We start from the raw sequence: 20,202 nt of genomic DNA on the forward strand, positions 1-20,202 counted from the left end.
GAATTGAGATTTAAGTAGGAAAATTCTTCATAAAGTAGACTCGTGTTTTATTTTTTCCAGTATAGTCTAAATTTGCGGAAAGCAATAATCTACCTGCAATATGAATGGAATTTAATCGAACAAACTCCCGAAACTCCATATTAGTTATTTTCAAATCAACCAACAAAAAATAGTCCATAAGTGCATTAATATGTGCGTCTTTTGAATAGGAATTGCAGTAGGTGCAATACCACTGCTGTTTCTTACGAATAAGATGAAGATGCTTGCAGAAAGGACAATAGACGCCGGTTAACAAATCCGTCTTTTGAATACCATATTTTTTTAGTATTTGAATAGTAGGTGGAGTATTCGTTTTCAGTAGGAGTCCGCCAAGCTTACGGAGATCTTTTTTAGTGAGGATGGATTCGGTGAACGTTTTTTCCACTTGTTCAATCCGATTTAGCATCACATCAGCTTTACAAATTCGTGGTTTCACTTTGTAAGAATTTTTCCCTGTAACGATGTAGGAAGTGTAACTGTTACTGATGACAACTAAATACACGATTGGAACAGGTGGAAAATGATGAACCCGAAGCAGTTCTTGGATATATTTTTTGTGCCGTTCTGCTTGTGCAATCGGATAATCGTAACCTTTTTCTTTATCATTGTTATTTTGGATAAACTGTTCGTTATCAGTATCGAAGGTTAATTTCCCAGCCATATTTTTCACACCAATAATAAGGCCGAATTCTGGAGTTAATAGAAAAGTATCAATTTGACAGTTGTAATCACCCTCAGGAAGGTTTAAATCGTGGAGGATCATGTACTTTTGTTGTGGGAGCGACCGAAAATAGTAGTCAAGAGCTTTTTCACCTTGATAGCCTGCAGAGCGCCTTCCTACTTCTTCTGAAATTTGCTGATATTTTTCGTGGCTTAGAGGGAGACGACGCAATAAAGCCTGTAAGATGAGTAACTTTAATGGTATAGACCTTTCTTTTATAATCAAACAATATCACTCCTTTCATTTACTAATAAATTCTCAAATAGATTGAGGAATCCTGCTGATATTTATCGAAACTTGCAAAAAAATTTTCAGACAAAAATTTTATGAGCGAATCGACTTAACTTATGAGTGAATTCCACAGGTTTATGAGCGAATTTTTGCCAGATATGAGCGAATATAAGTCACTTATGAGCGAACACCCAAAACCAGTCCATTTTATTTGATAATACCCACGAACAGCGCTACCATAAATTTGAATACCAAAGGAGGAAAAATAATGACTTCTATTCAACAAAGGGGTATCGAACGGATTTGGACGGTAGACCACCACCAAAATAGTCCGATTCATATAGCAGGAATGGTGTTAGATCCGAATAAAATGAAAGAATCAGATCCTTTTCTTTTTTTAGCAGAGGATTGGTTTAAAAAAGGAACATTTGACTTCCACCCGCACCGCGGCATCGAGACAGTTACCTATGTCATCGAAGGGAAACTCGAGCATCAAGATAATAAAGCAGGTAAAGGGGAGCTGGAACCAGGTGATGTTCAATGGATGACAGCCGGCAGAGGTGTGATTCACATCGAGGATCCAGCCGAAGGGGAGACCGTTCACTCCTTGCAGCTTTGGGTGAACCTGCCAAGTGAACATAAGATGGCAGAACCTCGCTATCAAAATCTTCGCGCCAAAGACATGCCATTCCGTAAAGAAGACGGTGCCTTAATCAGGATTTTCTCTGGCTCCTCAGGTAGCATTCAGTCTGATACGAGAAACTATGTTCCAGTAACAATGGTTGAAATCAATGTCGAACCGGGTTCATCGGTTACACAGGACCTGCCGGGTGATTACAACGGCTTTATGTATATTTTAGAAGGAAAAGGGCTTTTCGGAAAAAACCATACAGAGGCTGAGAAAGGTCACGTCCTCTTGTTAGAAAAAAGCAATCCTAACCAAGAAAGTGAAATCTCTATCAAGGCAGTGGAAAACCTTCGCGTCTTGTTATATGCGGGGAAACCATTAAACGAACCAATTGTAGCAAGAGGACCATTTGTCATGAATACGGAAGACGAAATTCGTCAGGCATACCGCGATTACATGGCCGGCAAATTCGCAGAATAAAAATAAGCACTGGGCCACCTCACACCTCACAAGGATGGTCCAGTGCTTTTCATTTACCCTTTAGCAGGCTTCTTACTCACTACAACACGAGCATTGCCCATAAAAAAGATAGTAACGGCAGCGATTGCAATCGGAATCAACGTAAGCAAAAAGGTATGTGTAATCGAATCTGACATTGCGTGAACGATTTTATCTAAAACAAAATCAGGAATCTTTGAGCGCTGTTCTGGTTGGAAAATTTGCCGAGGATCACCCATTTTGAAATTCCCCGCACCCTGCATTCCTTTAAATGCTTCCTCTAACTGATCCGTAAACATATTCGTTTGCAGAGTACCGTAAATGGTCACGCCAAGGGTCATACCAAACGAACGTAAAAACGAGTTGGTAGAGTTAGCCGTTCCGCGATACTGTGGTTCTAAATTGTGCATAGATGCCGTTGGCAACAAGGAAAATGAAAACCCTACCCCAAACCCAACAAGAATCATATAGATTGTTAGTAAGTAGCGAGCCGTATCAATCGTCATCGTTCCAAGGAAGTACATACCAAGTACATAAGATACAATCGAGATAAACATCAAGTTACGATAAGAGGTCTTTGCTAAGAAAATACCTCCTACGGAACTTCCCGCAACGGACCCTAACATCATAGGTGTTAAGATCAACCCGGCATTTTTGGCTGAGCCGCCGTAAACAGCCTGGACGAAGATCGGAATAAAGACAGTCAGAATAATAAACGTCCCACCATATAAAAAGGAAAGAATCTGGGAGGTTGCAAACAAACGTCTTTTAAAAAGCCAAAGTGGTAGAATCGGTTCTTCTGCTTTAAATTCCGCAATGAAAAAGGCAATAAAGAAAACAAAGAAACTTGAAAATAAGCCGATGATCTGAACAGAGTCCCAATCGTATTCTTTACCGCCCAACTCAAGAGCAAACATCAAGCTAACGACGGAAATGACAAGCGTAATTGCTCCAAGATAGTCAATTTTTTGCTTAGAGTGCTGTAAGGATTCATGATAATATCGAACAATTAAAATAATCGAAACAATACCAATCGGAACATTCACATAAAATACCCAGTGCCAGCTAATATAATCGGTAATATACGCACCTAGCAAAGGTCCAAGGACGCTGGAGGCACCGAAAACGGCTCCAAGCAGACCCGTCATTTTCCCACGATTTTCTGGTGGGAAGATATCAAATACAATGGTAAAAGCAATGGGCATCAGGGCGCCGCCGCCAATCCCCTGAATCGCCCGGAAAATACTTAACTGAACGATCGACTGAGCGATTCCGCAAAGGGCAGAGCCAATAAGGAATACAACCAATCCAAAAATAAAGAAGCGTTTCCGTCCATACATATCGGAAAGCTTTCCGAAAATCGGCATCCCGGCCATAACTGCTACCATGTAAGCAGAAGTTACCCAAATAAATTTGTCAAATCCGCCAAGGTCTGAAACAATCGTACCCATGGCTGTAGCAACAATAGTGTTGTCCATTGCTGCCATCAAGATGGCTAGTAGTAGACCTGTGACAACAAGCTTAAGATTATTGTCTTTTTTAATCAAATCAATCACCCTTTAATTTTCCAAAATATAAGTAGGTTAAAGCAAAAGGTCGCTCCTTTTCGGTTATTTTAAGGTTTGTCCATAAAAAAAAACTGCTAGATAGTTAGCTATAGAGTAATTCTATAAGGCTGGTTGAAAAGTTGTCAAATTATAACTAAAATGAATAGAATGTTGTTTTTCCATAGAAGGGACGAATGAGGACATGTATCAGCTTAAGGTAACGAAAGAGCAAGAATTAAGTGTATATGAACTAGGGAACTCCGAGTTTGGCAACTGGATAAAGGTTGTTCCAGAGCGGGGCGGAATTATTACTAGCTATGGGATAAATGGTGAGGAGGTCCTCTTTCTAAATAAAGAAACACTATATGACTTTAAGAAAAATATTAGAGGGGGAATTCCGATTCTTTTTCCGATCTCTGGTCAGTTGGAAAATGGAGAATATGAATGGAATGGTACTGTTTATAAAATGAAAAACCATGGAGTCGCGAGGAATCATCCATGGGAAGTAGTCGATACCCATACAGATGACAGAAAAGCCTCAATTACTTTACGTTTAGTAAGTAATGAAGCGACCAAAAAGGAATATCCTTTTGATTTTGAGGTGGTTTTTACCTACTCATTAACCCAAAACGGACTCACTATTGACCAAGCCTATCAAAATATTTCGAATGCGCCTATGCCGATTTATGCAGGGTTTCATCCTTATTTCAAAACGGCCAGCAAAAATATAACATATCAAACCGATGCGAAAACCTATTTAGATTATAATGATTTGGAAACAAAATCCATTCAAAACTCATTAGATTTAACCAATAAAAAAGAGTCTCTCGTTCTTTTGGATGCATCCCAGAAGGAAATTTCATTTGACCTTTCCGATCGCCAGATGTCTCTTACGATGACATACGGGGAGGAATTTAAGTACGTCGTGCTATGGACCGAACAGGATCAAGAATTTGTCTGTGTTGAACCATGGATGGCAATGACCGATGAATTGAATCGGAAAGAAGAGCTAGTGATGATTGGTTCAGGAGAGACACTGCAATCGACCTTAAAGATATCGGTAAAATAGAGAAAGGGACCTAAGAAAAAGTCCCTTTTTCGTATTCCTATTCTACTAACTCAGCTGCTTTAGCATTCATTGTAACCTGTTCAACATTTTTAGAGCCAGGAATAACGAGTGTGACAGCTGGATGCTTCAAACACCAAGCTAGTGCCCACTGTGCCATATTGACGCCTTCAGGTACTTCGTGTTTTTGTATTTCTTCAACTAGTTGAAGCTGTCTTGCTACTTCCTTTGCATCATGCCCATGCCGTACGTCCGTTTCAGCAAAAACGGCTCCTTGCTTATACTTTCCACTTAAATATCCGCTGGCTAGTGGGACACGAGCAAGGACACCAAGATTTTGATGTTCAGCGGACGGGAAGAACAGTTCCTCCGGTTTACGATCTAAACGATTATAGACCACTTGAATCACTTCTGCTCCTACTTTTGTGGCAGAGTCGACTTGATAGGAGGTGTCCGCTTTACTGCTAATGGAGATACCTAGGTGACGAACCTTACCAGCTTGGATCTGCTTATCTAAAGCAGTCCACAGGGCATCATTCTTGAAAACTTCATCACTGCCTGAGTGGAATTGGTAAAGGTCAACATACTCGGTTTGTAAGGCAGCTAAGGAGGTGTCTAACTGTTTGACTACGTCATCTGCAGACCATTCATCTGCCCGTTTAAAGCCATCATTTAAAAAGTGATGCCCGAACTTTGTAGCAACAACCCAGTCTTGATGTTTATTATTTTTCAAATACCCACCTATCAGTTTCTCGGAAAGGTGATCGCCGTAACACTCAGCGGTATCAATAAAGTTAATACCGAGCTCATTCGCTTTATGTAAAATGTCATCTACTTCTCTCTGGGAAAAATCCTTGCCCCATTCACCGCCAAACTGCCAGGTCCCCAAACCAATAACCGATACATCTAAACCAGTACTTCCTAATTTGCGATACTTCATATGAAAACCTCCTCCTAACTAGCATCAGCTTATTGTAAAAAAAAATCCCCAAAAAATCGGGGATTATCTTTGAAAAAATTCAACCTTCTCACGATCTGGGCCATGAACAAAAAAGTTACGATAGCCATTGGGAAGAGTGCCAACCCCTTCACTAATAAAGGTGACATCAAATCCTTTTAAACGCTCGAATTCTTCGTCAATGTCATCAACTAAAAAGGCAATATGATTCACTTTTCCTTCATTAGGGAGGTTTGGATTCCCTCCATACACTAATTCTAACTCTGTTTCATCGGAACCATTAAATCCAAGGAAGGCTAAGGTAACATCACCATTTGCAATAGTGAATCTGTCTTTTAGCTCCAACCCTACTACTTCTTGATAAAAAGTAAGGGCTTTTTCTAGGTTAGTTACGTATACACCCACATGGTCTATTTTCTTAACTGCCATTTGGCACCCACCTATCTGTCTTAGGCTTTTAACACATCGTGGTCAACGTAGCGTTCACCGTTTAATTCACTAATTACATTGATTGCTACCTTAGCACCGTCGCCAGCAGTAATAATCGTATGCATGCTCACGCCAGCAACTGTACCTGCTGCCCAAATGCCGTCAATATTTGTCTTTCCAGCTGCATCCACGTCAAGGATCGTCTTGATTCTAGGCTCAGTTCCAGGCTTTGTTGTTAATCCAACTGCTTCAGCAAGGTCAACAGACATTCCAGTAGCCAAGATTACATGCTTTGCTTCGTATTCACCTTGGTCTGTTTCTACTTTAAAACCGCTTTCAGTTTTGCTGATAGTTGAAACAGTCGCTTGGACGATTTCGGCACCAAATTTGCTCGCTTGTTTTTTACCAGTTTCAACAAGGTCAGGTCCTGTAATTTCTGTTACACCATAATGATTTTCAATCCAAGCACGCTTAGTTACACTTTTATCATTATCAACCACTACGGTTTTCTTCCCAGCCTTTGCTGTAAAAATAGCAGCACTCGCACCGGTAGGTCCAGCTCCGACAATTAACACATCAAACATTTCCAAAACCTCCAGAATTTTTAGTTAGTATCAAAATAAATGTAGCTTAACAAACAGTGAATGTAAAATAAACTGCTCGCTTCAAGATATTTGGAAAACGAAATGTAAAAATAGGTTGAAATATTCTAAGCAAGCAGATAACTTAAAAACAAAGAAGAACTTAGGAGTGAGAATCATAGAAATCAAACCACTCGGGGATACGGCTATTGTGATCTATTTTGGTGAAAAAATTAGTGAAAAGATTCATAGGGAGATTTGCCAATTTATTGTCGGACTGAACAATATGAAGGTGAAAGGGATCATAGAATGGGTACCGTCTTATACATCCATTGCCATCTACTATCGTCCGGAGGAGATTAGTTATCATACTTTAGTGGATAAGGTAAAGGGCATTTATACCACTTCAAAGCATAATGAACCTTATCAGCCCATCGTATATGAAATCCCCGTTTGCTATGGAGGTGAAACAGGTCCGGACTTAGCCTATATTGCTCAGTATTGTCAAATAAGTGAAAAGGAAGTTATTGCACTTCATTGTAATAAAGAATACCTGATTTATATGCTGGGCTTTATACCGGGATTTCCCTATCTTGGGGGATTGTCTTCAAAGCTAGCAGTCCCAAGGCTTGAACATCCACGGAGAAGTGTCCCTGCCGGCTCAGTAGGCATTGGCGGTAACCAAACAGGCATCTATCCTTCAGAGGTTCCGTCGGGCTGGAGGATTCTTGGTATAACACCACTAAAGCTGTTTGCTATTGAAAATTCCCCTCCGGCCCTTGTTGCCCCAGGCAATTATATAAAATTTATTCCGATAAATTCTAAAGAATATGAAACTATTAAACAATTGGTCGATAGGAAAGAATATAAATTGAAAACGTACATAAGGGGGGATAAACATGAAAATCATTGATCTCAATAGTGATATTGGTGAAAGCTTTGGAGCCTTCAAAGTAGGAAATGACCTAGAGGTGCTAAAGTATATCTCCTCTGCTAATATAGCCTGTGGCTATCATGCTGGTGACCATAATGTCATGTTTGAAACAGTCATGCTTGCACGAAAAAACGGTGTGAAAATAGGGGCACATCCAGGGTTTCCAGACCTTGCTGGATTCGGCCGCAGAGAAATGAATCTTTCCACAAGGGAAATATACAATCTAATGATCTATCAAATTGGGGCCTTACAAGCTGTTTGCAAGGCAAACGGAGTGTCCATTTCCCATGTCAAACCCCACGGTGCCTTATATAATATGGCGGGTAGCAGTAGGAAGATAGCATATGCAATTGCTGAGGCAATCGGTGACCTCGATTCCCAACTAGTTTTGTTTGGTTTAGCAGGAAGTGAATTAATAAAAGCAGGAAGACAAAAAGGGCTTCAGGTTGCGGAGGAAGTGTTTACGGACCGTACCTATCAGCCGGATGGGACATTGACATCAAGAAGAGAAAACAACGCATTCATTCATGATCCTAGTGAAGCCATCCAAAGAGTGGTTCGGATGATTACTGAAGGGAAAGTGAAAGCGGTAGATGGAACCGACCTTGATATTCATGCTGATACGATTTGTGTACATGGAGATGGACCGAAGGCTGTGGAGTTCGTATCTGAGTTAAAGAAGGCACTAGCACAAGAAAACATCACTCTTCGAAAAAGCTGGAGCGAATAATGAAAACAGCTATTTTTAAAGTCATAAAGCCAGGATTACAAACGACTATTCAGGATTTGGGTAGGGTTGGCTATCAACAATTCGGAATCAGTCCTTCTGGGGCGATGGATTCATACTCCATGCAGTTAGCTAATATTCTGGTAAGGAATCAACCTGGGGAGGCAATACTGGAAGCTGCGTTAGTAGGATCTGTTTTAGAAGCCTGCCAAACAATTGTCATTGCTATTTGTGGCGGGGACTTTTCGCCGAGGGTAAATCATCGGGAAGTGCCCATGTGGAAGAGTTTTGTGTTGAAAAAAGGGGAGACATTATCTTTAGCGTCTTGTAAAAACGGTGCACGGGTTTATCTTGCGATTGCTGGTGGAATCGATGTACCTGTTGTTTTAAATAGTAAATCAACGTCTTTGACTGGAAGGTTTGGAGGGAATAAAGGACGGCCTTTACAAAAGGGAGATCTTATATATGGTGACCCGGTTATGAGGAAGCCGTTTAAATCACTGCCTCCGGAGTTTATTCCATGCTATAAAAAGCAGCTAACTGTAAGGGTTATTCTTGGTCCACATGAGCAGAGGTTTAGCCCCTCAAGTGTCGAGCAATTTCTTTCAGAAGAGTATGTAGTGACACTGCAATCTAATCGAATGGGTTATCAGCTAAAGGGACCCAAACTTGATCACGTTCAAGGGCCGGATATCATTTCCGATCCCATCCCATTAGGCGGAATCCAAGTGCCTGCCAGTGGTCAGCCCATCGTCCTCATGGCTGAAAGACAAACAACCGGCGGGTACACCAGAATAGGAACAGTAATATCAGTCGACATCCCATTGCTTGCTCAAGCGGTGCCTGACACCAAAATCCACTTTGTGGAAACAACCCTAGAGGAGGCACAAAGATTATATGTAGAAAGACAGATTTTCCTGAAGCATTTGTCTCTTGCTGCAAAATAAAAAGAACCATCATTTCCGTCCTGGGATTGATGGTTCTTGTGTTTAAATTGGTATAAATGGTCTTTTTTCGTTTTTGTTGCTCTTGTTCTCATATCCGTAAAAACAAATGGGCTTCGCTTGGCTTCTGGATTCATTTTTCCCTCACGTGACAGTTTTTCACGTAGCTTTTTGGCTTTTGATTTCGCCATATAAGATCACTCCTTAAACATTGTTTATACTATTATAATCTAATTTTATGAAGTGTAAATAAAAAAGCAAAATGACATTTCCAAAATCGTCATTTTGCCCACTTTAGGTATATGTAGAGGAATCTATCTGCAATACCACCTTTTCCAAATCTCTGCAGAGTCTATACAACCGTCGTCATTGCCCCAGCTTCCCTTACTTTCTCGACATTCATCATCATGGCCACCACCGCCATCATGACCGCCATCACCGTTCCACCATTTACAAAAATCATCCCACCAATCATCATCGTCATGGTAGTCATCATCATATCCATCATTATTCCAGCTATAATCATGATATTCACCAGCTTTAAAATCCTTATTGAAAAAAGAGAAAATATTCGCCAGTGAAAAGGTTTGTAAAAATCCGTACTGGGAAATTGATTCAGTAGTATTATCAGAGGCATAGGCAGAAGTAGGAAGCATTATTGCACATACTAATAGCAGGATAAAGACTAAACCCTTTATTGTTTTCAAAATTAGAATACACCTCCTTTTCCAGTGATTCTTTATTTGAGTTAAATTTGTTCCTTATAAAGAATATTATTATATTTTACTATTTTTGTAAATGAGTTTAATTAAGGGGGGGATTATAAAAAAAACCCCCTAAAATATAAGGGGGCAAAACGGACAAATTAATTCTCTTGATTTTTCAATTTTGGTACAGGCGCTTGTTTCTTAGTATGAAGAAAGTAATAAAGTACTGCACCGATTAGAATATAGAAGGAACACATGAAATATAACGAGCTATAATCTATTTTTGCAGCAAGTAAACCTACGACGAAGGAGCCTAGAGCAATACCTGTATCATAGATAGATAAGAAGGTCGCTGTAGCTAAACCTCTTTTTCGAGGTTCGGCATCTTGGATAGCGATGGTTTGGAAGGTAGGAAAAAGCGTTCCCCATCCTAATCCAATCATACCCGCTGAAATGAGGAATGTAACTGCACCACTGCTTTGGCTTAAGACAAACATCCCAATTGAGAAAAGCAAAATAGAAGGATAAGAAATAACGTTAGGGCCATAAAGATCGAGCCATTTACCGGTAAAAGGTCGTGAAAGTAAAAGAACGATGGCATAGACGACAAAGAAAAGACTAGATACACTGGCCAAATGGATTTCAGTTGCATAAATCGAAACAAATGAAAGAAGGGCAGAATAGACAATCGCTAGGAAGCTTCCGACAATCGAGATAGGAATGGCAGATGTCTCAAATAGATTTTTAAAAGAAAAAGCAGAAGCGGCTTTTGGCTGATCCAGCTGTTCTGAATGATTCAATTTAACACTTAATCCTGTAATAAGAGAACCGATTGCAACAATGACACTGAGAATAAATAGGGTGTTTGGTCCCCATTGCTGAATGGCCATCAATCCGACAAATGGTCCTAAAACCATTGCCATATTCGTTGACATGACGAAATATCCCATTCCTTCACCCCTGCGTGAAGCTGGAATGATATTAGCTACAATTGTTCCGACTGCGGTTGTTGCCATACCGAAACCAACACCATGAAGCAGACGAATAACTAGAAAACCGGCGACTGTTTTAGGAATAAAATAAAGAAGAGAGGCGGCAGAGAAAATAATGAGCGCCGCTAAGAGAACTTTCTTATTACTCGTTCGTTCGAGCCACTGTCCAGCAAGCGGACGTGAGATGATGGCGGATAGTAAAAATACGGTTGTCATTAATCCCGCGACAGATGCACTGCTATGTAATTTATCAAGTGCATAGGTGGGTAGCGTGACAAGTAAGATATAAAATGTTAAAAACAGAAAAAAGTTACTTAAAGATACACTAATAAAATCCTTCGTCCATAGTTTGGGTTTGTTCATAGATGTAATGCACTCCTTTATAAAAGTTGCTTTAACCAGCTTGATTGCAATGTCAGTAATTCCTCCTGAGATGTTTGTGGAAAATGCTTTAGTAATGTCCGGTTGACCTCGTTCACAACACTTTCCCATTCGGGATATAATCTCAAAGCTTCTTCTGTTAATTCAATGTACTTGGCCCGCTTGTCTTTACCTGACACCTGTCTAACATAGCCTTGTTTAACGAGGCGTTGGATGGTCCGGGTCATGGGAGGTGCCTCAACAAATAAATAATCACAAAGTTCTCTCTGTGTTAGCGAGCCTTTGTTTTTTAAAACAAAAATAACGGCCCATTGAGAACCGTATAAGCCCATAGGCTTCAATGCTTCATTGAGTTTGTTAGTGAGATGACGTGAAAGCTGGTGAAGAGTATGGAATAATTCGTGGGTTATCATAAATGCACTCCGTTACTACATATAATTAGTTACCTAGGTAACTATAGTGTATTTATTATTAAATGTCAAGAAATGTTCACAGGGGCATAAATGCTCATAAATTGTTAAAAAAATCAATTTTTTTGTAAAAAATTGACGAAAAATGTTGAAATGTTCCTAGTTAGATTTTACTATTAAGGTATAAAGTGAAAAAGGCAAACTTTTTGAAAAAAAAGGACGCAAAGCCACGAGTCTAAGGTCATATGACTATGATAGTCGGGTTGCCAAAAAGAACGGAATCTAATGTTTGAATAAAACTTCTATGGCATTACGGTTTGTTAGTCCACCTCTTTTTGGAGGCTTTTTATTCGTTGAAAAAAACATAAAAGGATGGGTGGAAAATTGAAGGTGTTTTTTGGTTCTATTGAATATTTTGAGAAGGAAATCATGAGTTTTGCCAAAAAGAGAAGTTACATTCATTTGGCACGGGAAGAAGTGATGGAGATTTACTCCGAATTAAAAAATGAATTAATGAATGATTTTATTTGTGAGGATCACATCAAAAATGAGTGCATAAATAATCTTAATCTTGCAAGTCAAAGATTCCTCCATAAATATCAGGCTGTGTAATGATGAACCATATGTAAAAAGAGTGACTAATAAATAGTCACTCTTTTTACATTGAGATGCTTATCTTAACACATTAAAATATCTCGCTTCTGGATGGGCGAACACCATCGCAGAAACAGATGCTTCCGGTTCCATCATACAACCATCTGTTAATTGGATTCCAATTTCTTCAGGCTGAATTAATTTAAACAACTTTTTCTGGTCTTCTAAATCTGGGCAGGCCGGATATCCAAATGAAAAACGTTGTCCTTGATATTTAGCAGCAAATCGATCTTGCATGGAAAAATCAAGCGGATCCGGGAAGCCCCAGCGGTCGCGTATTTGACGGTGGATTAATTCAGCAAAGCCTTCTGCTGTCTCAAGTGCCAACGCCTGAAGGGCATGGCTCTCAAGGAAACGACCGGCAGCCTTGAATTCATCTGCTTTCTCGCGGATACCTCGACCAGCCGTTACTGTGAAAAAGCCAACATAATCCATCACACCACTGTCAACAGATTTTAAGAAATCCGCTAAACAAAGATGTGGTGCGGAATCCTGACGAGGGAAATCAAAAGTTTCTATAATTTGATTATGATTTTCTGGATTATAAATATAAATCTTATTTCCGTCTGACTGTGCTGGGAAAAATTGATAAACAGCATTCGGTGTAATCCAATTTTCACGACTTGCATCAGCCAGCAGTTGGTCCACTACCTCTTTTACTTTAACTGCCTTTTCATCCTTTTCAGCAAGCAAGTTAGCAACCTTCCCCTTAACACCAAGATGATGACCAATCAGCATTTGCATGTTGATGTAAGGCTCAATATGGGAAAGAGAATAGGTTTTTAAGATATGTCTTTTTGTATCCATTGGCGTAAATACTGGAGCTTCTGTTGATACAGCGGGCTTCACTTTAACCGCTACAGACCCAACTGGGCGTACTGGTAATTCCCTAGGGATTTCTAATGCAGCCAACTTTTCCGCCTTCTCATCCAACAGCTTTTGATGTTCCTCTGGTGACCCTAGCTGGTTCGCAAGTGATAACCCCGTCATCGCATCCTTCGCATAAAGAACAAGTCCATCATATTCCTTAGCAATTTTCGTATCGGTAAACTTACGAGATAGAGCAGCACCTCCAACTAAGATAGGGAGTGAGATGCCAGCATCCTTCATATCTTGAGCCGTTAACACCATTTGCTGTGCTGACTTAACCAGTAAACCGGATAATCCAACCATGTCTGGTTTTTCCCTAAGAATAGCTTGAACTAAATCGGTTGGATTCACTTTAATCCCGAGGTCTATCACATCATAGCCATTATTACTCAGTATAATGTCAACAAGGTTTTTACCAATATCATGGACGTCACCTTTTACAGTAGCTAATATAATTTTGCCCTTTGAGGCAGACACATCGCCTTTTTCCATATGCGGCTCTAAATGAGATACCGCTGCTTTCATCACTTCTGCACTTTGCAACACTTCAGCCACAATCAATTGATTATCATTAAAAAGTCGCCCAACTTCTTTCATGCCATCCATTAACGGACCATTAATGATATCAAGTGGGGCTGGGAAGCTTTCCAGCGCTAAGTCTAAATCTGGTAGTAAACCTTCCTTAGTACCTTCCACCACATAATAGGCGAGACGCTCTTCTAAAGTCATGTTTGGAACCGTGCTCTTCGCTTCTTTCTTTTTACCACGGTAAAACTCTGTAAAAACAGCTAAAGTCTCATCAGTTGTTTTAAATAACAAATCCTCTGCTAATGTTACTTCTTCCTTAGAGATGGAAGCAAAGCGCTCCAACTTTTCCGTATTTACAATCGCATAATCGAGACCAGCCTGTGTACAGTGGTAAAGGAAGACCGAATTCAAAATTTCTCTGCCAACAGGCGGTAATCCAAACGACACATTACTAATCCCAAGAATCGTTTGTACTCCTGGAAGATGCTCCTTAATTAACCTGATTCCTTCAACCGTTGCTTTTGCAGACCCAATATATTGCTCGTCCCCAGTGCCTACTGGAAAAACTAATGGGTCAAAAATTAAGTCCTGCGGCTTAAGCCCATACTTATTTACTAACAAATCATGAGAACGTTTGGCAATCTCTAGCTTTCGCTCAGCGCTTACTCCCATACCTTCCTCATCGATGGTACCGACAACAACAGCTGCGCCGTATCGATGAATCAAAGGAACAATCGCTTCAAAACGTTCCTCGCCATCCTCAAGATTTATTGAATTAATAATCGCTTTTCCTTGCGAATATTTGAGTGCTTTTTCAATAACCTTCTCATCAGTTGAGTCGATGACAAGAGGTACCTTAACCTTTTTTACGACCTCTTTAATGAAATTTTCCATATCCACGATTTCATCGCGGTCAGGGTCGGCTAGGCAGATATCAATGACATGGGCGCCGCCTTTCACCTGAGCCCGTGCAACTTCTGACGCTTCTTCAAATTTCCCTTCGGTGATTAAGCGTTTGAATTTACGAGAGCCTATGACATTCGTGCGTTCTCCAACCATGATCGGACGTAGCGTCGGGTCATCGTATACAAATGGTTCAATTCCGGAAACCATATGCACTGAAGATGGCTCATATCCACGAGGCTGGTATTTTTTCATCGCTTCTGAAATAGCACTAATATGCTCAGGAGTCGTGCCACAACAGCCGCCGACAATATTTAACCAGCCATGCGCAGCAAAATCAGACAGCTTTTTCGCAAGGATTTCTGGTGTTTCATGATAGTGTCCTTCTTCATCAGGCAGACCCGCATTCGGATAACAGCTAACGGCAGTTGTCGCCAAATTGGAAAGTGAACGAATATGATCCTGCATAAACTCCGGACCTGTTGCACAGTTCAGTCCCACTGCAGCTGGTTTCATATGCTCAACTGAAATATAGAACGCTTCGATAGACTGACCTGCAAGAGTGGTACCCATCGGTTCAATCGTACCCGATATCACAATCGGAAGTGTTGTTCCAGTTTTTGAAAAAGCACTTTGGATACCAGCGAACCCAGCTTTTACATTCAACATATCCTGGCTTGTTTCTAAAAGCAGCAAGTCAACGCCGCCATCGATTAAGCCAATTGCTTGTTCCTCGTAACTTGCCGCAAGTTCATCAAAGGTAGTTCCGCCAGTCACACTTAATGTCTTCGTCGTCGGACCCATCGAACCAGCAACAAAACGTGGCCAGTCCTCGGAATAAACCTTTTGCACCTCACCAATCGCAATCATCGCAGCGATTTTATTGATTTCATAGGCTTTGTAGCCGAGACCGTATTCATCAAGGACTAGGCTAGTTGCCCCAAACGTATTGGTTTCAATTATGTCTGCGCCAGCCTCAAGATATTCTCGGTGAATATTGGCTATAACAGAGGGAGCAGTTAAATTAAGGTTTTCATTACAGCCCTCGAATTCCTCTCCGCCAAAATCCTCAGCGGTAAGGTTGACTCGTTGCAGCATCGTTCCCATGGCTCCGTCCATTACGAGGATTCGTTTCTTCAACTGATCAGTAAATGATGTTTTCAGCAATGTTGTTCCCCCTCACTTCACTTGCACGCTGACGGGCATAATGGGCCAGCTCTGCAGTTAATTCGTAACGTAAAAATGGTGTGATTAAATAAATTCCATTAAACAAATCTAAAGCTGCGTCAATTAGTGACTTAGTTATGGCAATACCTTCACGTGCAGCTTGAAGCGGTTGATCGTTCAAACTTGCCATTCGTTCACGTATGGAATCCGAGATTTTGATTCCCGGTACTTCATTATGAAGGAATTCGGCATTTTTACTGCTTGTTAGCGGCATAAGGCCAATATAAATAGGGGCTTCAAGGTGTTTCGTATGTTCATAGATTTCTACCAGCTTCTCCTCTGAAAAAACAGGCTGAGAAATGAAATAATCTGCACCAAAGTGTATTTTCTTTTCCAAGCGCTTTACTGCTTTTTCAAGAGAGCGAACATTCGGGTTGAAGGCTGCCGCCACACTAAAGTTGGTTTTTTGTCCTAAGTCTTTACCGGAAAAAGACAAACCTTCATTTAATTGCTTAATCATCTGAATTAGCTCAAATGAAGACACATCATAGACAGATGAAGCACCTGGGAAGTCACCTACCCTCGCAGGATCCCCAGTAATGGCAAGAACATCATTTAGCCCAAGAGTATGAAGACCCATTAAGTGGGATTGTAAGCCAATAATATTACGGTCGCGGCAGGCAATGTGAATAAGTGGTCGCATACCTAATTTTTCCTTCACTAAATATCCCAATGATTCATTGGAAATACGTACAGTTGCAAGGGAATTATCAGCTAGAGTAATAGAATCAATTCCAGCTTCTTTTAATGCTTTGGCACCTGCGAAAAACTTGGTTGTATCTAGCTTTCTAGGAGGATCTAATTCTACGATAACAGATGGTCTCTCTTTCACAATCTCTTGTAGAGGAGCATACTCCCTTATAGGAGAAGGGGTTGATTCAACCACAATCTGCTGCTTTGGTTTTAATTTTACTATTTTTTCTGTAATTGGAACACTATTCTTTAATTCCGCTGCAAAGCCTCGAATATGTTCTGGTGTGGTCCCGCAACAGCCACCAATTAAACGTACCCCTTGATCACGGAACGCTTTTGCCGAGTTTCGGAAATAATCGGCATCTCCCTCATAGTGGAACTTTCCGTCCGTATAGGCAGGGAGACTGGCATTTGGATAGGCTGATAAAAATGCATGTTCAGGTATTTCTATCTGCTCCAATGCTAGCAGCATATGGTGGGGGCCAAGCCGGCAGTTCAGACCGACGACATCGGCGCCAAGACCTTCAAGCCGTTTTAAGGCATCATTGACAGGCGTTCGATCCTGCAAAAATCCTGGCTCCTGATGGGAGACTTGTGCAATGATTGGCAGGTTGGTTTCCTTTCTAGCAATGGTTAAAATCGTTTCAAGTTCTTCTAAATCGTAAAAGGTTTCAAGTAACAAACCATCTACGCCTTCAAGGAGAAGGCAATATAATTGTTCACGGAAGCTCCGCTTTAATTCTTCTAATGTTATTGAATCTGGCTTTATTCCTCGATTCCCGCCAATCGTTCCAAGGACATATGCATGTTTTTTTGCAGCGGCTCTTTTAGCATTAGCTAAGGCAGCACTGTTAATTTCCTTTACAGAATCCTCCAAACCATATCGCTGTAGCTTTAAATAATTGGCGGCATACGTGTTGGTCTGAATGACATCAGCACCGGCATCGATATAAGCTTGATGGATCGACTGGATATGTTCTGACTGGGAAAGGTTTAGTTCCTCTAAACAACTATCCTTTCCGTAAGAATACAATAAAGTACCCATGGCCCCATCGGCTATTAAGATTTGATTTTTTAATTTTTCTAAAAAGCTCATCGCTATTCTCCCCGCTCGAATACTAATTGACTTCGATTAACTTTCTCAAACGCTTGGGAAAAATCCTTGATTAGATCATCTGGATTTTCTAGTCCAACTGATAGTCGGACGAGGCTATTAGTAATACCACGTTTTTCTCTTTCCTCTTGCGGCATGGAAGCATGTGACATTTTCGCCGGATAAGAGAGAATCGATTCGACTGCTCCCAGGCTGACAGCGAAAACAGGGATTTCTACATTGGCCAAAAAGGTTCGGAGTGCATCTTCACTTTCTAATTCAAACGATAAGACAGCACCCGGCCCCGCTGCTTGCTTGTTTTGGATGTGATATTGAGGGTGACTTTCGAGCCCAGGATAATGCACCTTTTTCACAAGCGGATGTTCATCTAAAAATTCTGCGAGTTTAATAGCTGATTTCTGCGATTGTTCTAGACGAACATGAAGTGTCTTTATCCCTCTTAGCACGAGCCAAGCATCTTGGACGCCCAATATGGCGCCAAATCCATTTTGTAAAAAGCCTAATCGTTTCGCTAAGTCTTCGTCATTAACCACAGCGAGTCCGGCAACGACATCACTATGCCCTGATAAAAACTTCGTTGCGCTATGAAGGACCACATCAGCCCCTAATTCCAATGGTTTTTGGTGAGAAGGGGTAAGAAACGTATTATCAACAAAGGTTAACGCGCCAATTTCCTTTGCTAAACTGCTAATTGCCTCAATATCAGTCACTTTCATTAATGGATTGGAGGGTGTTTCCACATATAATGCTTTTGTATTCGGTTGAATCGCTTGTTTTACTTCCTCTATATCGGTCATATCAACAAAGGTATGTTCAATTCCAAACCGGGTAAGGACCTGTGTAACCATCCGGAACGTACCGCCATATACATCTTCGGTAATGACAATATGATCTCCAGCGGAAAGCAGAAGGAAGGCTGTCGAGATGGCGGCCATACCAGATGAAAAAGCAAATCCTTTTAAACCGCCCTCCAGTTCTGCAATTACATCTTCAAGTGCTTCCCTAGTTGGATTTAAGCTGCGGCCATAATCGTATTTACCGAACTGGTCGAAATCAAATTGGTGGAAGGTGGATGCATGCTGAATGGGTACACTAACCGCACCCGTTGTCGGGTCCACTTTATGTTGATTATGAAGAAGCCTGGTTTCAAAGGAATATTCCTCGTGTGACATTACGCAATCACTCCTTCTTTCACATTTGCGAAAGCCTTTTTCAAGTCATCAATTAAGTCTTGTGCATCTTCAATCCCAACGGAAAAACGCAATAATCGATTACAAACGCCAGATTGAATTCGAATTTCTTCTGGAATATCCGCATGTGTTTGTGTAGCAGGATACGTAATAAAGCTCTCCGTTCCACCGAGACTTTCTGCAAATGTAATAAGCGATAATCCTTGTAGGAATGGATTCACCCATGCTTCATCCCTTACTCGGAAAGAAACCATTCCACCGCGTCCTGGATATAGAACATCTGTCACATCTTCATGATTAGAAAGATACTCTACCACCGCTTTTGCATTCTTTTCGTGTCTTTCCATTCTAAGCGATAGAGTTTTCATTCCGCGCATTAACAGCCAGGAGTCAAATGGGCTAAGTACGGCACCCGCACCGTTATGATGAAAAGCTAATGCTTCACATAGTTCCTTTCCTTTTGCAACAATCAATCCTGCAAGTACGTCGTTATGACCACCCAGGTACTTCGTTGCACTATGAATAACGATATCAGCCCCGAGCTTAATCGGTTGCTGTAATAGTGGAGTATAGAAGGTATTATCAACAATCAAGAGTATTCCGTGCTTCTTGGCAATTTGAGAAACAGCGGCAATGTCCGATTGCTGCATGAGGGGATTAGTAGGAGTCTCCAAAAAAATGGCCTTTGTTTGTGGAGTAATCTTCCCTTCGATTTCCTCTGGACAACAGGTATTTACATATTGAGTGTTTAATCCCCATTTTTTAAAGCCTTGCTCTAATAAGCGATAGGTACCGCCATATAAATCTTCGCTTACCAGCCATTCATCTCCCGATTGAAATAAGGAAAGAATCGTGAAAATAGCAGCCATACCTGAACTGCAGGCAAAGCCTTGATCACCTGCTTCTAAATCAGCAATGGTTTTTTCCAAGAGCTGTCGCGTTGGATTTCCTGTTCGACTATAGTCAAACCCTGTTGATTGCCCGATGCCTTCGTGTCGATAAGCAGTAGAAAAATAAACAGGTGGGTTCACTGTACCTGTCGCTGTCTCGCTGCGGTTTCCAATTTGGGCTAGTTTTGTGTCAATTTTGTACATAACGCACACTCCTTAAAGTTTGTTGTAATTAGGGTTAGATTGCCAACTTTAACGCTACAGGGCACTAAAGCTTTCAGATAAATAAAAAAAGTCTTCTTATAAGAAGAAGACTTTTGTATGTACGACACACTTGTCA

At 40.9% G+C, this 20,202-nt stretch carries 18 protein-coding genes and 1 riboswitch; of the genes, 6 read left to right on the plus strand and 12 right to left on the minus strand.

What is annotated here, in order from left to right; all coding sequences use genetic code 11:
* Positions 1-10 precede the first annotated feature (10 nt).
* Positions 11-985 (minus strand): nuclease-related domain-containing protein, encoded by a 975-nt coding sequence (locus ABES03_RS21520; protein WP_430120526.1) that lies wholly within the window; start codon positions 983-985, stop codon positions 11-13.
* A 274-nt stretch (positions 986-1,259) separates the two neighbouring features.
* Between ABES03_RS21520 and ABES03_RS21525 the strand changes: the two genes are divergently transcribed.
* Positions 1,260-2,099: a pirin family protein gene (locus ABES03_RS21525; RefSeq protein WP_430120528.1), complete on the plus strand. Its 840-nt coding sequence runs from the start codon at positions 1,260-1,262 to the stop codon at positions 2,097-2,099.
* A gap of 53 nt (positions 2,100-2,152) precedes the next feature.
* Here ABES03_RS21525 and ABES03_RS21530 read toward each other — a convergent pair whose 3' ends face one another.
* Entirely contained in the window at positions 2,153-3,664 is a 1,512-nt protein-coding gene (locus ABES03_RS21530) for an MDR family MFS transporter (RefSeq protein WP_430120530.1), read from the minus strand.
* Between the two features lie 202 nt (positions 3,665-3,866).
* Here ABES03_RS21530 and ABES03_RS21535 point away from each other — a divergent pair, with 202 nt between their 5' ends.
* Positions 3,867-4,733, plus strand: a complete 867-nt coding sequence (locus tag ABES03_RS21535) for an aldose epimerase (protein WP_430120532.1) — start codon at positions 3,867-3,869, stop codon at positions 4,731-4,733.
* Positions 4,734-4,770: 37 nt separating this feature from the next.
* Here the strand turns inward: ABES03_RS21535 and ABES03_RS21540 are convergent, their stop codons facing one another.
* From ABES03_RS21540 to ABES03_RS21550, 3 genes are all read right to left on the minus strand, one after another.
* On the minus strand, positions 4,771-5,670 hold the full coding sequence (locus ABES03_RS21540; RefSeq protein WP_430120534.1) for an aldo/keto reductase: 900 nt from the start codon (positions 5,668-5,670) through the stop codon (positions 4,771-4,773).
* A 63-nt stretch (positions 5,671-5,733) separates the two neighbouring features.
* Positions 5,734-6,117 carry a VOC family protein gene (locus ABES03_RS21545; protein WP_430120536.1) on the minus strand — a complete coding sequence of 128 codons (384 nt, stop codon included), beginning with the start codon at positions 6,115-6,117 and terminating at the stop codon, positions 5,734-5,736.
* Between the two features lie 20 nt (positions 6,118-6,137).
* Positions 6,138-6,701, minus strand: a complete 564-nt coding sequence (locus ABES03_RS21550; protein WP_309859781.1) for an FAD-dependent oxidoreductase — start codon at positions 6,699-6,701, stop codon at positions 6,138-6,140.
* Positions 6,702-6,867: 166 nt separating this feature from the next.
* On the opposite strand from ABES03_RS21550, the gene pxpB reads away from it, so the two are divergent.
* The 3 genes from pxpB to ABES03_RS21565 are packed head-to-tail and all read left to right on the plus strand — an operon-like array spanning position 6,868 to position 9,306.
* Complete coding sequence (gene pxpB, locus ABES03_RS21555; RefSeq protein WP_430120538.1) at positions 6,868-7,611, plus strand: 5-oxoprolinase subunit PxpB; 744 nt, start codon at positions 6,868-6,870, stop codon at positions 7,609-7,611.
* Entirely contained in the window at positions 7,598-8,362 is a 765-nt protein-coding gene (locus ABES03_RS21560; RefSeq protein ID WP_430120540.1) for a LamB/YcsF family protein, read from the plus strand. The genes pxpB and ABES03_RS21560 overlap by 14 nt, the downstream gene beginning before the upstream one ends.
* Positions 8,362-9,306, plus strand: coding sequence for a biotin-dependent carboxyltransferase family protein (locus tag ABES03_RS21565; protein ID WP_430120542.1), 945 nt, complete (start codon positions 8,362-8,364; stop codon positions 9,304-9,306). Before ABES03_RS21560 ends, ABES03_RS21565 begins: the two co-directional genes overlap by 1 nt.
* 311 nt (positions 9,307-9,617) lie before the next feature.
* Here ABES03_RS21565 and ABES03_RS21570 read toward each other — a convergent pair whose 3' ends face one another.
* The 3 genes from ABES03_RS21570 to ABES03_RS21580 form a co-directional block, all read right to left on the minus strand.
* A complete protein-coding gene (locus ABES03_RS21570) occupies positions 9,618-10,010 on the minus strand; it encodes a hypothetical protein (RefSeq protein ID WP_430120544.1) in 393 nt (130 codons plus the stop codon).
* Positions 10,011-10,168: 158 nt separating this feature from the next.
* The gene (locus tag ABES03_RS21575; RefSeq protein WP_430120546.1) at positions 10,169-11,365 is read right to left on the minus strand and encodes an MFS transporter; all 1,197 of its coding nucleotides are present in this window, start codon (positions 11,363-11,365) and stop codon (positions 10,169-10,171) included.
* Between the two features lie 17 nt (positions 11,366-11,382).
* Complete coding sequence (locus tag ABES03_RS21580; RefSeq protein WP_430120548.1) at positions 11,383-11,796, minus strand: MarR family winged helix-turn-helix transcriptional regulator; 414 nt, start codon at positions 11,794-11,796, stop codon at positions 11,383-11,385.
* A 183-nt stretch (positions 11,797-11,979) separates the two neighbouring features.
* A riboswitch (cyclic di-GMP riboswitch) is annotated at positions 11,980-12,064 on the plus strand.
* 113 nt (positions 12,065-12,177) lie between these two features.
* On the opposite strand from ABES03_RS21580, the gene ABES03_RS21585 reads away from it, so the two are divergent.
* Positions 12,178-12,405 carry a hypothetical protein gene (locus ABES03_RS21585; protein WP_430120550.1) on the plus strand — a complete coding sequence of 76 codons (228 nt, stop codon included), beginning with the start codon at positions 12,178-12,180 and terminating at the stop codon, positions 12,403-12,405.
* Positions 12,406-12,465: 60 nt separating this feature from the next.
* On the opposite strand, the gene metH is transcribed toward ABES03_RS21585, so the two are convergent.
* Genes metH through ABES03_RS21605 form a run of 4 tightly spaced genes read right to left on the minus strand, consistent with a single transcriptional unit; the run spans position 12,466 to position 20,066 of the window.
* The gene (metH, locus tag ABES03_RS21590; protein WP_430120552.1) at positions 12,466-15,915 is read right to left on the minus strand and encodes a methionine synthase; all 3,450 of its coding nucleotides are present in this window, start codon (positions 15,913-15,915) and stop codon (positions 12,466-12,468) included.
* A complete protein-coding gene (locus tag ABES03_RS21595; protein ID WP_430120554.1) occupies positions 15,893-17,764 on the minus strand; it encodes a bifunctional homocysteine S-methyltransferase/methylenetetrahydrofolate reductase in 1,872 nt (623 codons plus the stop codon). The genes metH and ABES03_RS21595 overlap by 23 nt, the downstream gene beginning before the upstream one ends.
* Before the next feature lie 2 nt (positions 17,765-17,766).
* On the minus strand, positions 17,767-18,954 hold the full coding sequence (gene metC / locus ABES03_RS21600; protein ID WP_430120556.1) for a cystathionine beta-lyase: 1,188 nt from the start codon (positions 18,952-18,954) through the stop codon (positions 17,767-17,769).
* Positions 18,954-20,066 (minus strand): methionine biosynthesis PLP-dependent protein, encoded by a 1,113-nt coding sequence (locus ABES03_RS21605; protein ID WP_430120558.1) that lies wholly within the window; start codon positions 20,064-20,066, stop codon positions 18,954-18,956. Before ABES03_RS21605 ends, metC begins: the two co-directional genes overlap by 1 nt.
* Between the last annotated feature and the right edge of the window lie 136 nt (positions 20,067-20,202).

Source organism: Neobacillus rhizosphaerae, assembly GCF_050477885.1.
Classification (GTDB): Bacteria; Bacillota; Bacilli; order Bacillales; family Cytobacillaceae; genus Neobacillus; species Neobacillus rhizosphaerae_A.